10 protein-coding genes and 3 pseudogenes are annotated in these 13,816 nt (G+C 68.9%); 6 read left to right on the forward strand and 7 right to left on the reverse strand.

Features of this window, described 5'->3' with window-relative positions; translation table 11 throughout:
- Positions 1 to 869: 869 nt before the first annotated feature.
- Both AB0I82_RS33145 and AB0I82_RS33150 read right to left on the reverse strand, forming a co-directional pair.
- The gene (locus tag AB0I82_RS33145) at positions 870 to 1,022 is read right to left on the reverse strand and encodes a hypothetical protein (RefSeq protein WP_363261173.1); all 153 of its coding nucleotides are present in this window, start codon (positions 1,020 to 1,022) and stop codon (positions 870 to 872) included.
- A gap of 245 nt (positions 1,023 to 1,267) precedes the next feature.
- Positions 1,268 to 1,963: a DUF4232 domain-containing protein gene (locus AB0I82_RS33150; protein WP_363261175.1), complete on the reverse strand. Its 696-nt coding sequence runs from the start codon at positions 1,961 to 1,963 to the stop codon at positions 1,268 to 1,270.
- Between the two features lie 271 nt (positions 1,964 to 2,234).
- On the opposite strand from AB0I82_RS33150, the gene AB0I82_RS33155 reads away from it, so the two are divergent.
- Positions 2,235 to 2,516, forward strand: a complete 282-nt coding sequence (locus tag AB0I82_RS33155) for a peptidylprolyl isomerase (protein WP_363261338.1) — start codon at positions 2,235 to 2,237, stop codon at positions 2,514 to 2,516.
- A 599-nt stretch (positions 2,517 to 3,115) separates the two neighbouring features.
- On the opposite strand, the gene AB0I82_RS33160 is transcribed toward AB0I82_RS33155, so the two are convergent.
- Positions 3,116 to 3,655, reverse strand: coding sequence for a hypothetical protein (locus AB0I82_RS33160; protein WP_363261176.1), 540 nt, complete (start codon positions 3,653 to 3,655; stop codon positions 3,116 to 3,118).
- Positions 3,656 to 4,162: 507 nt separating this feature from the next.
- Between AB0I82_RS33160 and AB0I82_RS33165 the strand changes: the two are divergent.
- The 3 genes and pseudogenes from AB0I82_RS33165 to AB0I82_RS33175 all read left to right on the forward strand — a co-directional run.
- A pseudogene (locus AB0I82_RS33165) lies at positions 4,163 to 5,263 on the forward strand (pectate lyase); the annotation flags it as partial.
- 145 nt (positions 5,264 to 5,408) lie between these two features.
- On the forward strand, positions 5,409 to 5,699 hold the full coding sequence (locus AB0I82_RS33170) for a hypothetical protein (RefSeq protein WP_363261177.1): 291 nt from the start codon (positions 5,409 to 5,411) through the stop codon (positions 5,697 to 5,699).
- On the forward strand, positions 5,648 to 6,274 hold the full coding sequence (locus AB0I82_RS33175; RefSeq protein WP_363261179.1) for a hypothetical protein: 627 nt from the start codon (positions 5,648 to 5,650) through the stop codon (positions 6,272 to 6,274). Before AB0I82_RS33170 ends, AB0I82_RS33175 begins: the two co-directional genes overlap by 52 nt.
- A gap of 75 nt (positions 6,275 to 6,349) precedes the next feature.
- On the opposite strand, the gene AB0I82_RS33180 is transcribed toward AB0I82_RS33175, so the two are convergent.
- The 3 genes and pseudogenes from AB0I82_RS33180 to AB0I82_RS33190 all read right to left on the reverse strand — a co-directional run.
- Entirely contained in the window at positions 6,350 to 9,508 is a 3,159-nt protein-coding gene (locus AB0I82_RS33180) for a toll/interleukin-1 receptor domain-containing protein (RefSeq protein ID WP_363261180.1), read from the reverse strand.
- Positions 9,509 to 9,783: 275 nt separating this feature from the next.
- A complete protein-coding gene (locus tag AB0I82_RS33185; protein ID WP_363261181.1) occupies positions 9,784 to 10,746 on the reverse strand; it encodes an aminoglycoside phosphotransferase family protein in 963 nt (320 codons plus the stop codon).
- 485 nt (positions 10,747 to 11,231) lie between these two features.
- A pseudogene (locus tag AB0I82_RS33190) lies at positions 11,232 to 12,098 on the reverse strand (3'-5' exonuclease); the annotation flags it as partial.
- A 26-nt stretch (positions 12,099 to 12,124) separates the two neighbouring features.
- On the opposite strand from AB0I82_RS33190, the gene AB0I82_RS33195 reads away from it, so the two are divergent.
- Positions 12,125 to 12,520 (forward strand): hypothetical protein, encoded by a 396-nt coding sequence (locus AB0I82_RS33195; protein ID WP_363261182.1) that lies wholly within the window; start codon positions 12,125 to 12,127, stop codon positions 12,518 to 12,520.
- Positions 12,521 to 12,559: 39 nt separating this feature from the next.
- Here AB0I82_RS33195 and AB0I82_RS33200 read toward each other — a convergent pair.
- Positions 12,560 to 13,326: pseudogene (locus AB0I82_RS33200) on the reverse strand (transposase).
- Positions 13,327 to 13,423: 97 nt separating this feature from the next.
- Between AB0I82_RS33200 and AB0I82_RS33205 the strand changes: the two are divergent.
- The gene (locus AB0I82_RS33205) at positions 13,424 to 13,624 is read left to right on the forward strand and encodes a hypothetical protein (RefSeq protein ID WP_363261183.1); all 201 of its coding nucleotides are present in this window, start codon (positions 13,424 to 13,426) and stop codon (positions 13,622 to 13,624) included.
- The last annotated feature ends 192 nt before the right edge of the window (positions 13,625 to 13,816 follow it).

Here is a 13,816-nt window from a genome sequence, read left to right on the forward strand (position 1 = left end):
CTCCCGGTACCGGTCAAGGACATCGAGCAGGCGGCACAGGGACCTCACGCCAGGTACCCAAGCGACCCCTGCAGGAGAGCCGCCTGACTCCGCACGCCCCGAACCCGGACCCGCACGCGTGCCGCAGTCCACGCAGCGACGCGGCATCGAGCGGGCCGCGCCCGGCATGGTCAACCGACGCACGAGGCGCTGGAACGGTTCGCCTTGCGCGAGGCGGATCCGTCCGGCGAGTTGTGGCGGTCGCACTCGATGATCGGCGACCGACCACAACAGCCACTCCCGGGCGGTCGACCTGAACGGGGCCTTGAAGGAGAGCGCCCCTGGGATGCGGTGCCGGCCGTTGCGGGATGGCCAGATCGTACTTGACGGCCGATACGGCATCCGTGCCCACGCCGTAGCAGCGCTCAAGGCAGAAAGACTGCTGGAACTTGAGTTTCGCCTTGGTGATCAGCGAAAGGGCGGTGACCAGGTTCTGGATCCCTGAGGAACGGCTCACCGTGCCTCAAAGACAGAACACTTGCGGCCGGTAGCGATTATTCACCTGCCAAGTGGGTCCTCAACAACACTGAGCCGAAGCACAAGAGATGCCACCCTCAGCGTCCGCTGACTCCGGCTTCGATCGAGCGAAGCATAGTGGCTGTCACCAGATCGGCGCGTTACCTGTCGCCAGCAAGGCGCAAAGCACAGTTGTTGTCACTGGCCCCGCGGCTTCCTCAGACATCTGAGCTGCACTGCGATGCGTTCCTCCCACGGCAGTCGGCGACCATACGATCTGCCGCTTCCTGACATCGCACCCCGCACCAACCCGCCGTCAGTCAACGCCACCGATCGAGCCTGCCACCAGCCACAACGAACACACCTGACACAGCTCACCGACACAAGACCGGCGCACCGCAGCCGGCGGCCGAGCGCTGGGCGGCGGCGCGTTTGCCGGTGTTGAAGCCGGAGCAGGGGTAGACCGGTATGCCGTAGGGGACGGCGATCGCGACCAACTGCGGCACCAGCCCGGCTGTCTGCGACACAGCCCCTGTTGTTGGACAGGCGAGCGGCCCGGCTGTTGCCGGGCCGCTCTTTGCGTCTCAGTGCACGTCACAAGGACGGCAGACATCGTCAAGAAACGCGGCCACCGGAAGCCATGGGGCACGGACAGGAAAACCTCATGCGCCGCGCAGATCAGTGTGGCAGTTGCGCAACCGTCGGGCCCGCTCGAACGAGCGACGCCGCGTCTCCCCGACGGAAGGCGGCCAGGTCCATGGCCGACGGAGCGTCAGAAGTCGTACGGCTTTTCGGTGCTCCAGTTCAGCACGTCGGCCTCGTTCCAGCTGAACTGCGGCTCCTCGCCCCGCATGACGACCGAGTAGAAGGGGCCGGCCTGGCCGTCCGCGCCGCGCAGCGCGAGGGCGAAGGACTGCTCCGTGTGGTGCCCCGAGCCGTAGTCGAAGAGGTTCACCGCGCTGTAGGCCTTGGCCCCGGGCTGGAGCGTGAGGTGCTCCTTCCCGCCCGGCTTGTCCTTCTTGGAGTGCGGCAGTGCGGCCACATCGACGTCGCCGCCGAGCTTCACGGCCGGGTAGGAGGTGACCCAGCACGGCGTGGTGCCCTCGTTCGAGGCGGTGATCAGCAGGTGGTCGCCCTGCTGACCGGCGAACCGGTGCACCGCGGTGAGCAGCATCTCATCCCCGCGGCACTGCCCGGCGCCGGCCGCCTGGCCCGTGTTCGCGGCCTCCTCCGTCCCGCCCGAGGCGGACCTCGAGCGCACGTCTTTCGTGGTGCCGCCGCCGCTGGCCTGCTCCGCGCTGCCCTTGGCGTCTGTGCCCGATGCGGACCGGCTCTGCGTCGTACCGGCGGTATTGTCGCCGCCGGCTGCCTTCGAACCGGCGTCGGTGCCGCCGCAGGCGGTCAGGCCCAGCGCCAGCGCGGCGGTGACGCCGGCCAGAGTGACGGCACGAATCCGGGAAGTACGCATGATCAAGATCCCCTGCTCTTTGTGCGGGAGCCTTCTGTGATCGTTCCCGCAGTGTGCACACCACCCTTCCCGCAGCCCCTGACGTCCCGGAAACGCCTCACTCACGTCCCGCCAACACACCATGCGCGAACCGGCGCGGCCCAGCCGCGGACAGCCAGCGGTGGTGCCGATGCTGCCCGCCGCCGGTCACCTGGGAGGGGCACGCTTAGATGGTGGCAACGGCCTCACACCGGCTGAGGCCGGCATACGCATACTCGAAAGGATGTCACTCATGGCCAGGGCTTCTGCACGTCACATTCTCGTGCCCTCCGAAGACACGGCGAATGAGCTGAAGGCGCAGCTTGCAGCGGGAGCGGAGTTCGCCGAGGTCGCCAAGGCGAACTCCACCTGCCCCTCCGGCCGCCAGGGCGGCGAACTCGGCTCGTTCGGCCCGGGGCAGATGGTTCCCGAATTCGACACCGTCGTCTTCTCCGCCCCCCTCAACACCATCCAGGGACCGGTGAAAACCCAGTTCGGGTTTCACCTCATCGAGGTGACCAACCGCCAGGACTAACGCAACTCGCTGCCCGCGCAGCGCATTGCGGGCGACGCGTGCGACGCCTCCCCCCCCCGTCCGAGACGAGGGGTTCTGCGTGATCTGCCAGGCGCACACGCCACGCCCGCCTGCGCCGCCGGGCGCGGCGGGCCGTGGCGTGTGTTGCTGAGCGTCCCCCGGTCTCGGGGCATGGGTGATCAGCCAGCCGCCGGTTCGTTGGCATGCCCGAACCGCGGCACAGCGGCAGAATCACGCCGCGTGCTCTACGTAGGAGCCTCCCGCGCCCAACGTCTGCTGATGCTCCTCAGCCCCGAAAGCCGAACCCAGCAAGTCACCTCCCTGCTGACCCGGGACGCAGTGCCTTTCGAACTCCACCACTGCACAGGACACCGCAGCTGATGCTGCGCTCTTGCCGCGCCGTCGCCGCCACGTCTCCAGGAGTGGCGGCAGGCCGCACGGGGGAAGCGCAACAAGTATGCCCCGGGCAGACGGCCAGACCCTCTCAGCCCTAACGGCGCCTGCGGTGACCGAACGTTTCCGCTACAGGTCTCCGGGGCGCTGCAGCCGCTCCGGTACCCGCTGCCCGCATGAACGACTACTTGTGCTGTCAGGAGTTCTCACAACAAGCCGACACTTTTGAAAGCCGTGACCGATTGTGGGCCGTCGTCTTCGAGGATGTGTCCGTGCTCGAGGCTCTTCAAGGTCACTGCAGTGCTCCCTGGGACTTTGTCGACGTGGAAGGTCGACCAGGTGCGGCACGTGGGACAGTCCCGTCCGATCAGGAAGGGGCGCAGCGGATGGAGATTGTGTTCGGAGTCTCGCAGGTAGAGGCTGTCGGTCTCCAGGTCGTTGCTGCCGGAAGTCATGGTCTTGGTCGGGACGACGGGGTGGTCACCCATCAGTTCGCGGTACTCGATGGCGGCGGTCCGCGACAGCGAGTTCCATCGGACATCGGTGATCTGTAGGAGGGGCGAGTCGGCGAGGAACCGGGCCTTCGTCACGAGGCAGGTGAGGTCGGCGAATGCCGTGTCGGTGGCGTGCGGCAGGTCGATGGCGTCGATGCGCCGCAGGTGGGCCTCGTCGTTACGGCGGTCGCTGAGTCGCTGCCGCGCATCGGCAGCGTACTGGTCGGCGAGCAGGCCACGGATATCGTTCAACGGGTGATCGGCGGGTAGATCGCGGAGCTTGCGGCTGGTGGCAACCTCCTGAAGTACCGCTGTCCAGTCGCCGAAGCCGGGAGCCGCAAACCCGTGGGGCGGGAGAGTCAACGGCTGGAACGCCAGGGGTACTCACGCACGCCGCGCGATGGTGTCCCGGGGACGCCGGCAAAACGCTCAGCTGTTGCGGCACGGCGGGTAGCTGCAGGGAACCGCACCGCGCTTGCCATCGAGCAGGGTCGGGCGGCGGTGCGGTCGATGACGACCTGCCTACGCTGCCTGACGACTGTCGCCTAGGCGGGGCGAAAGTGAGCACGCCAAGCGCCGAGCGGGGGCTCGTTACGACCGTCCCCGTACGAGCCCCCCGCTCCCCTCCCCCGCAGGGGAACCCGAGTCCCGGGCCCACCGAAGGATTTTCCAGCGACAGGTCGGCAACCTCAACGGCCCCCTGCGACGACCAGGGCATGCAGGAGCACCCAGCATTCGACGACAAATGGAGAGACGAGCATGAGACGACCAGTCGCAGTGTGGCTCTATGCGGCGACGGCCATGGTGGCCCTCGCGGCCGCGACCGGTGTGGGGCCGGCCTTACCCGAGGCATCGGCGGCGACCGCCGGCGCCACCGGCTACGCGACCCAGAACGGCGGGACCACCGGCGGTGCGGGCGGCCAGACGGTACGCGCCACCACAGGGACCGCGATCCACACGGCCCTGTGCAACCGGGCCAGCAGCAGCACCCCGATCACCATCGAGGTCGAGGGCACCGTCAATCACGGCAACACCGCCAAGGTGTCGGGCGACAGCTGCAACACCGCCGCCGGCGTGATCGAACTCAAGCAGATCAGCAACGTCACGATCGTCGGAGTCGGCAGCGGAGCCGTCTTCGACCAGTTGGGCATCCACATCCGGGAATCCAGCAACATCATCATCCAGAACGTAACCGTCAAGAACGTCAAGAAGTCCGGCTCCCCCACGTCCAACGGCGGCGACGCCATCGGCATGGAGAGCGACGTCCGCAACGTCTGGGTCGATCACACCACGCTGGAAGCATCGGGCGGCGAGTCGGAGGGGTACGACGGCCTCTTCGACATGAAGGACAACACCCAGTACGTGACCCTCTCCTACAGCATCCTGCGCAACTCCGGCCGCGGTGGCCTCGTCGGGTCCAGCGAGAGCGACGTCTCCAACGGCTACATCACGTACCACCACAACCTGTACGAGAACATCGACTCACGGGCTCCCCTGCTGCGGGGCGGTACGGCCCACATGTACAACAACCACTACGTGAGCCTCAACGAGTCAGGCATCAACTCCCGGGCAGGGGCCCGCGCCAAGGTGGACAACAACTACTTCGAGGACTCCAAGGACGTCCTGGGCACCTTCTACACCGACGCGGCCGGTTACTGGCAGGTCAGCGGCAACACCTTCGACAACGTGACCTGGTCCAGCCCCGGCGAGGAAAACAACCCCGCGGGCCCCAATCCTCAGTCCAACACCTCGGTCAGCATCCCCTACTCCTACCCCCTCGACGAGGCCGCCTGCGTGCCGGACATCGTGGGCCGGACCGCAGGAGCCGGCAAGGGACTGCAGGTGTCGGACGGCGACTGCTAGGGTCCGTGTGTGGTTGTGACCTGCAGGAATTGGGAACTCGATCCCGCTGCCCTCGACGCCGTGGCCGCCATGGTGCGCACCGAGGATGAGCGGGAGCAGAAAACTCGCGGAGTACGCCCAACACCTTGCGCACAATGAACATATGACAGGTGATCAGGAAGGTGGCGGGCGCGCCGAGTCGGCTGCGCTCCGGGTGTGGCGGCGGCAGAGTGTGTGGTCCCAGTCGGCCGACGCGGTCAAGGCGACCATCCAGCGGTCCCGCGCGGCGGGCCTGGCGCTGGGGATCTGCGCGGCGGTCGGCGGCGCGGCCTCCGCGCAGACCATGGGCGCCAGCCCGGCCGTCGGGAAGGCGCTGGCCTTCGCGGCCGCGCTCGCCGCCAGGTGCGCACCGCTGGCCGCCCAGCGGGCGACTCCGGGCCTGGTGCGCGACTGACACGACTGAGGTCGGTCTCCGAGGCGCTGAAGTCCGAGCTGTATCGCCACCTCGCGGGCGCGGGTCCGTACCACACGGACGCTCCCGACGCCGTCCTGCTGGACCGGGCAGCCACCCTGGAAGAGGACGCCAGCGATCTCATACGTCACACTGCCGGCATCGCACCGGCCGAGCGCGCCCTGCCGCAGGTCCACGACACGGCGACCTACGTCGAGCTGCGCCTGCGCCGCCAGATCACCGAGTACTACCGGCCGCGCGCCCAGCTCATGCGCCGCCGCCTGGCCGCGGCGCGCCGCGTCGAAATGACCCTGGGGGCTGCCGCGGCGGCGCTGGCCGCGGCGGGCGGCGCACTCGGCGTGGCGGCCACGGGTACCTGGACGGCGGTGGTCACCACGGTCACCGTGGCCGTGGTGACCACGCCGCGGCAGCCAAATATGACTACCAGGAGCTGGAGTTCAGCCGCACGGCCTTGGAGCTGGAGCGACTGGTGGAGCGATGGGAGCGGAGGGCGGACGCGCCTGACGGGGGCGGCGGCCAGGAGGACAGCGGTTTCATACAGCGCTGCGAGGACGTGATATCCATCCAGAACGAGGCATGGATGGTGAGGTGGCAGGCGGAATAGGCGGTTGCTGGTCGCGCCGTGTGAGTGGTCACTCCTGCCGGCCGCACACCGACGGATAGCGCTGCTGGGGCGCGACCGCGCGCCACTCGTCCTTGCCGAGCGGACGGGTGGTGAGCGCGCACAGCTGTTGGTGCCAGGCGCGGGGTGATACCGCCACGGAGAGGATTTTCCCTTGCGCGGCGAAGACGGCGCGGGTGCCGTCGGGGGTCAGCTCCGGCACCGCCGAGCCGGTGGTCTTCGCCAGTACCGGGCCGATGGGCTCCTGGCGGGTGAGGTCCCACAGACGTACGTCGCCGCCGACGTTGTCCAACCACAGGGTGTCCCGGTCGGCGGAGACCAGGACAGCATGTCTGCCGTCGGGCGCGATGCGCATGCTGCGGATGTACTGATTGCGCCCCACCGCGAGCGGGGGCGTTTCTTCCCGGTAGTCCGACAACCTCCATCGTCGGATGCCCTCTTGCCCGGCGCTGAACAGCCATTGGCTGTCGGGAGTGAAGGCCAGCGCGCCCTCGGCGGGCTTCGGGAGCGCGGTGTGCGTGCCGGAGGCGGTGTCCCAGAGGTGTATCACCTGCTGGCGGTCCACCGCCGCCAGCCTCCGGCCGTCCGGGCTCATCACCATCTGGTCGAGGAAGCCGGCCTCGCGCGAGGTGAAGGTCCGGGCCACGCGCTGCCGCCTGAGGTCCCACTCCAGGATGCGGCTCGAACGCGTCTCGGCAATGAACAGCCGGCGGCCGTCGGTGGAGAAGGCCATCCCTCCGACATAGGCCATGGCGGTCTGGTGCGGGCTGCGCAGCACGGCCGTCCGCCGGCCGCTGGGCATCTCGAAGATCTCCGTGATGAGCCGGCCGGGCGGCCCCTGGGCTCCCTGGGCCGTTTTCTCGCCCCTGTCCAACACCACGTGCGTCACCGCGAGGCGGCGGCCGTCGTGAGAGAAGGCGAGCGCATCGCCTCTGCCGCCGAGGCGGACTCGGCCACGCTGCGATCCGTCGGCGGTGTTCAGCAGTCGGACCTCGGAGCCCTTCGCCACGGCCAGGGTGCGGCGGTCGGGGCTCAGCACGGTGCGGTTGAAGAGCTGATCCGGGGCGAGCCCCGGCACGGGGATGTCCGCGGCGAGCCGACCGCCCGAGCGGGTGTCCCACGCCAGGAGGGTGCCGTCCTCGGTCAGGGTGACGGCCTTGCTGCCGTCCGGGCTGTGGATGATTCTGGTGGTGGCGTCCAAGCCCAGAAAGGGGGTAACGGGGTCGGCGGATGGCACCACCCCGTACCTGGATGCCGCCAGCCACATGCCATGGACCGGATCGGTGACCAGTGCCGAGAGCCCTGAGTCGTCGATGGCGGTCCCGATCCTCAGCCCCCGCTCCTGCAGCTGATCGATGTCCACCTCTCCCAGCTTGCGGCGCTTGTCCACGTCCCAGACTTCGGCCCGTTCGCGCTCGACCCAACCGGGTTGCCGTTCGCGCTCCGCCCCCTCAATGCCTACCAGGGCGCGGTGGCCGTCCTCCGAGAGGGCGGCCACGTACTTGCCCTCGCCCGGATCCCACCCCGCCTCCTCAAGCCGCTCCTCTCTGCCGTCCTGGCACGTGAGCGAGTCGCCGGACGGACTCAGTTGAGGTAATTCGCAAGGCCCTTCTTCGTCTCGGGGCAGGACGCCCGGGATGGTCGTGCGCTGCCGCCACCGGCCGGTGTCCCAGATTTGGGTGCGCTCGGGGTCGGACAGGGCGAAGGCGAACGACTCTCCGTCCCGGCTGAAGGCCGCGTCGTTGACCTCGTCAACCCCGGTCGCCAGTACCCTCGCCACGTGGTTGAACCGTAAGAGCCGCTCGGCCATCCGGCTTCGCGCCGCGTTGGTCCCCGCCGTCTCGTATGCCGCCGCGCTCAGCAGCAGCGACCGCTGCATACCGGGGTACGGGGCCGCCCCCGAGGCCGACGCCAGGGTGCGCGACAGCGCCAGGCGGCGATCCTCGGCGGTGTCCGTCTGGACCGAGACCACCAGGGAGCCGAGCGCGAGCAGGGCGCCCAGCACCGCTCCCCCGCCGACGCGCCCGCGCCGCGCCCGGCGCCGTACCGCCGCACCGCTCGCCGCGATGAAATCCTTCTGGAGGGTGGTGAGTTCGGCCTTGAAGGCCGGGTCGGTGGGGGTGTTGCGCCGCCAGGACTCGGCGAGGCGCACCTCGTGCGGGCGCAGCAGCAGGCCGTCGCTGCTGCCGTTGGCCTTCCAGGCGTGCGCTTGAAGGCCCAGGCGGGTATGGAACGCCACCCATTCGTGCTCCTGGGAGACGAAGCGGGCGATGGCGTCGATTCCGGCCTCGAACGCCTGCGGGGCCGACATGTCCAGGCGCTGATATGCGGTGAGTTCATCCCACTGCGCGTCGCGCAGCGCCACCGTGACCCCCTGCGTGAGGTCCGGCGAAACGATCACGGGCAGTATGCGTTTCCCCAGGGCGATGGCCTGCTTGCACTCGTCCCAGCAATACGGGGAGCGAAGCGAGTGCGGACTGACCAGGACCACCAGCGCGTCCGAGGAGCGGATGGCCTCGCTCAGCTCCTCGCGCCATTGAGTGGAAGGCTTGATGTCCTGCCAGTCGACCCAGACTTCCCCGACCCGTCCCTGCAGACGGTCGACCAGTCGGCGTGCGAGGGCGGTGTCCTTGCGGGAATAGCTGAGGAAGACCCTCTCGGTGCGGGTCACCGGCTCCGGCGCCTCGGAGGTGCGCAGCCGCTCGTCGAACGGGTCGCGCGAGGCGGCCAGCCGCGCCGACCACTCACGCAGCGCCACACTCCCCCCGCCGGCCAGCAGCCCCGCGCCCGCCACCAGCAGCGGCCAGTACCACTGCGCGTACGAGGGGCCGAAGAGCGCCCCGTACGCCTGCCCGTCCAGCCACTCCAGCAACATCCGCGCCGGCTCCGGGTAGGCACCGGAGGCGGCTTCCCCGTAGGCGACGGGCAGCGCCTTCGACCGCAGCCCCCAGGCGCCGCCGCCCTGCAGCAGCCCGGTCGTGAGCGCGCAGACCAGCACTCGACGCTCGGGGTACCGGGAGGGAAGGCAGAGGCGACCGAGGAGAGCGCGGCAGAAGACCGCGCCCGCGACGGCAAGACCGGTCACAGCCGCGTAGGGGCCGAAGAACGGCAGGCACAACAACCAGGACAGGGCGGCCGCCGCCAACCACGCCACACGCCAGTGCGCCATCGCCCGCCGTAACCGAATCATTCCGCCGCCCCCAAGTCCCCCGTGTGATCGCGAGCTTGGTCATGGTAAGGGTGCGGGTACGTTCGTTGACAGGTTCACAGCGTTGCCATCGCTGTCGGCGACGTGTTCGGAGGCCGGCACCGGACCGCGCCTGGCGGCGCGCCGGCACTGACGTGGAACGCCGGCGTTCCACGCTCCACGAGCCGACGGAAAGACCAACCGGTGCCACTTCTGCGGCCTGGTGATCACCACCACTCTGCTGGTGGTCGCTCGCCTCAGCCCAGCGTGTCCATGAGGGCGGTGACATAGGCATCCAGCCGCTCCTCCACAGCTCGCGTCGTCAGCTCCGCCCTCCCTGCCTCCCGCCATGGCTGCGCCACCGACTGCACTTCTTCCGAGCACGCCAGAGCATCCCGCGCCCACCAGTACAGCCGCTCACTCGCGGCCTCGGCCAGCACCCCGCCAGCCTCCCCGTACGCCTCAGCGAACCGCAGACCCCACGCCGGGCCGTGCAGCAGCGCGAGATTGGTGCAGCAGTGCGCCACATCGAGATCCGCTGGGCCCCAGGAGGCCGCTGCCCAGTCGACGACGCCGGAGACCCGGGCACCGGCCGGATGTGAGGGCGGCACGTCGAACAGCACGTTGCTGGGTTGGAAGTCCCGGTGCAGGAAGCTCCCGTCATAGGACGGCGCGGGCTTGCGGATCACGTCGGTCGCCGCGGCCCATGCCGCCGCGTCGGCACCCGTCGGAACCACGACGGTGTCGGCGGTCGTCAACGCCGCATACTGCCGGGGCCGCTCGGCGGGACGCAACGCGTGGATCGCCACAAGCTGACGGGCCAACAGAGGGAGGCGTATCTCCAACCCCTCGTCGTCGAGGACCGCCCGCCCCGCCAGGTGTGTCATGAGGAGCGAGGGATACTCGCAATGCGCGGCGATCGGATCAGCCGCGACCAGTCCAGGAGCCGGCACGCCGGTCCCCGCCAGCAGTATCAGGGCGCTGGCCTCCCTGTTCAGCCAGTCCTCGGCATGCCCCAGGTAGAACGGGTCGACGAAAGACCGCAGCACCAGGTGACGGGTGCCTCCGTCCCGCGTGCCGATGGTCAGCTTCCGCATGTCGGCAGTGATGCCGCCATGCAGCACCTCGGTTCTGACGATCCGCTCGCCGACCTCCAGGTGCCGACTCACCCAAGCCAGTGTCGACGGTCGGACAGCCGCCGCCTCATCGTGGTTGGCCACCGTGCCACCTCATCATCCGGACGGCAGCACGTGCAAAAGGTTTCAGCGGCATGCCCAGCACCTTCCCCTGGGCCGTCTCGATGCTCAGCAGTCAAGCACGCAGGCGCTGCCAAAGCTCGGTTCTGGCATAGATCTTGGGGAGTCGTCGCGGAGCGTTACCCCGATGTTCGATTGCGAGGAGTCGGTTGGCGTGAGACCGAGTACGCCTTGTCGTCCGTCGATCACAATTGACGCTCCCTCAAGTGTCTGCCGGCCACTGCGGCGGTCGGTTGTGGGCGGTGATGATGCTGGTCATGCAGACCAATGCACCGTTCTGGGACTCGGTGATGTTCGAGGGGATCAGCGATGTGGATCTCGAGGCGGTTACGGCCGCGTTCGGCACGGTCGAGGTGGTGGCGAGAGGCCGGGCGGCCGCCTCTGCATGTCCGGCCTGCGGCCGCTTCTCGGACCGAGTTCACGACCGATACCAACGCAGGCTGAGGGACCTACGGCCACGACCGTGTAGTACCGGCCGGCGCCATGACCCTGTACAAGGAGGAGCGGGCGGGCTGCCGGGCGATGCGCGAGCGCGCACCACCCTCAGGTCGGGCTGCCGGCGGGGGGTCGTTGATCCAGGACAGGCCGCCCAGGTCCAGGTGATGGCGGGCGCGGGTGACGGCGACGTAGGCCAGCCGTGCTTCGCCGACGTCGATGGGGCCGGGCACGGGGCGGCCGGCCTCGTCGTGCTCGTCGCTGTCTTCGGGTGGGGTGAAGTCCTCGGCAATGCGCACAGTGGTCCATTCACGGCCCTTGGCCTTGTGGGCGGTGGAGACGGTCACCTCCGCCTGGCCCTCGGGCACGATGCGGGCCATGGCGGTCAGCAGGGCGTCAGTGCCGTGGGTATCGACCAGATCGACCAGGGGCTGTAGATCGCGGCCGGCCGGGTCGTGGGCAGCGTAGTCCTGGACCTCGCCCCAGCAGGTGGCCACGGCCAGAGCTTGGAGACTGTCTCCTCCCCCAACCAGGCCGACGCGGCGGCCGGCGGCAAGGAGGTCCATGACGGTGGCCATGGCGCCGACGTTGGTGCGGCACAGCTCCACATCCGGCCGCTGGACCGGCCCCACCTCGGTCGGCACCGTCTCGAAGCCGGTGAGGCGGATGGGAGCGTCGGCAACCGCGAGCCACCGGTTGGCCTCCTCCGCCAGGCGGGGACCGAAGCGGAAGGACTGGGACAGGGACAGGGCGGTGCCGGCGAAGCCGGTCATGACATCCCGGGCGCCGCGCCAGTGGTAGATGGCCTGGGCGGAGTCGCCGACCATGACCAGCTGGGCGCGGTCGCGCTGGGCGGTGAAGATCTGCTCCACCACCGGGTTGGCGGCCCGGCGGCCTACTGCGCGGCATGCGACTGGCCGGGTATGCGGCTCCTTGGCACGAACTGGTGCACGCCGGCTGGCTGCACTGCTCCTTCTCCAGCGTCCAGAGGGTACACAGCGGCGTGGCGGCGCAGCTGCTGGATGCCGCTACCCTCGCCCAGTCCCCCACCCACAGTGACCGGGTCCGTGCCGCCCACTGGGCACTGCACCCGGCCCCGCTCGGCGTCACGCAGGAGGCACCACCCGCGCTGCAGCTCACCCCCCTGGTACTGGCCACCCACACCGCGGGGCAGCCGGGCAGCGCCGAGACAGACCTGCTCACCCGTCTGTGCGGGCTTTCCCTGGCGCAGGTGGAGGATCTGCTCGACTGTCTCCTGCACGCGTCCACGTTGGCCAAGGGCTGTCCCGTAAATGATCTCTGAGTCGGTGCGGATGTGGCTGGTCGGTAGGCGGTCCGCGATCTATCCGGCGATGGCGAGGTTGTGCAGCCGGGCGATGCCAAGCATCGCGTGGTGGACGCCGTCCTCCTTGAGGCGGCAGTCGCGGAGGATATTCCAGGTCTTCATTCGGGCGAAGACGAGCTCGACTCGGGCGCGGACTTGCTTGTGGGACTTGTTGTGGGCTTCCTTCCAGTCGAGTAGGCCCTCGCCCTTCCGGCGGCGGTGCGGCATGACGAGTCCGGTAACTGAGTAGCCGCCGTCGGCGATCGTGATGGTCTTGCCGACGGCGGCTTTGGCGCCGGATTCCTCCCATGCCTTGCAGTCGTTGCGGTTTCCGGCGAGCGGCTGGCCGATCACGACGACCGGGGGGTGTCGGCGTCGATGACGACCTGGTGGTTGGTGGAGTACCGGTAGTTCTTCGACTGTGCGGCGATGGTGTGGTCACGGGTGGGCACCAGCGTGCCGTCCACGATGAGGACAGTGCCCTTGGCGAATCGCTTACGGGGCCGGAGTGCGAGCATCGGCCCGAGGTGGTCGATGATCCGGTCGGCTGCGGACTTCGAGACTCCGAAGAGCGGCGCGATCTGCCGCATCGTCAAGTTTGTGCGCCAGTAAGCGGCGACCAGCAGGGCCCGATCCTCCAGCGGAAGGCTCCACGGCCGCCCCTTGCGGGCCGCGTCCGCGCCCTCACGCCGCAGAACCGTGACCAGCTTCCCGAAGGCGCGCGGGCTCAGTCCGGAGAACGGGGCTACCCAAGACGGCTCCGACGCCGTGATCACACCAGCCATCACAAGATCATGCCACCTGTGACTGATCTTCTCGGGCGGCTCAGATATGACCACCCCTCACAGATCCGTATCATGATCAAGTCGTAGCATCCCCGCCATGACCGTCGATGTCCTCGCCGAAGACCTCAAGCCCGGCGACCTCCTTGAGCTTTCGACCGAGCGCGGCAGCAAGATTCTCCGGCTGACCCTTGTTGAGCGGCGTACCCACGGCATCAAGTTCACGGGTCGCACCCACGACGGACAGCTCTACTCCAGCGGTATGAAGTACGGCCATCTGGCGCGGTGCGTTCGGCCGTAGGCTCGAGCCGGCGGCCGATAGCAGTTACGGGACAGCCCTCAGCTGGCAGCGCGCTGCGGAGGCCACTGAACTGCGCTGGCAAATGCCCGACGCGGGGCGAAAGATCTCGTGACGGTCTCCCGCCCAGGTGAGGATCATGTGTTTGGCCGGGCGCCGTACGACCGACTTCCCCCCACCGCCTGCGTCCGGCGT

Origin of the sequence: Streptomyces sp. NPDC050315 (assembly GCF_040655775.1) — a bacterium.
Lineage (GTDB): Bacteria > Actinomycetota > Actinomycetes > Streptomycetales > Streptomycetaceae > Streptomyces.

Coding starts and splice junctions, on each gene's coding strand:
- AB0I82_RS33155 (WP_363261338.1), top strand. CDS start 2,235: ATGGCCAGGGCTTCTGCACGTCACATTCTCGTGCCCTCCGAAGACACG.
- AB0I82_RS33180 (WP_363261180.1), bottom strand. CDS start 9,508: ATGGCGCACTGGCGTGTGGCGTGGTTGGCGGCGGCCGCCCTGTCCTGG.
- AB0I82_RS33205 (WP_363261183.1), top strand. CDS start 13,424: ATGACCGTCGATGTCCTCGCCGAAGACCTCAAGCCCGGCGACCTCCTT.
- AB0I82_RS33150 (WP_363261175.1), bottom strand. CDS start 1,963: ATGCGTACTTCCCGGATTCGTGCCGTCACTCTGGCCGGCGTCACCGCC.
- AB0I82_RS33195 (WP_363261182.1), top strand. CDS start 12,125: ATGCGACTGGCCGGGTATGCGGCTCCTTGGCACGAACTGGTGCACGCC.
- AB0I82_RS33170 (WP_363261177.1), top strand. CDS start 5,409: ATGACAGGTGATCAGGAAGGTGGCGGGCGCGCCGAGTCGGCTGCGCTC.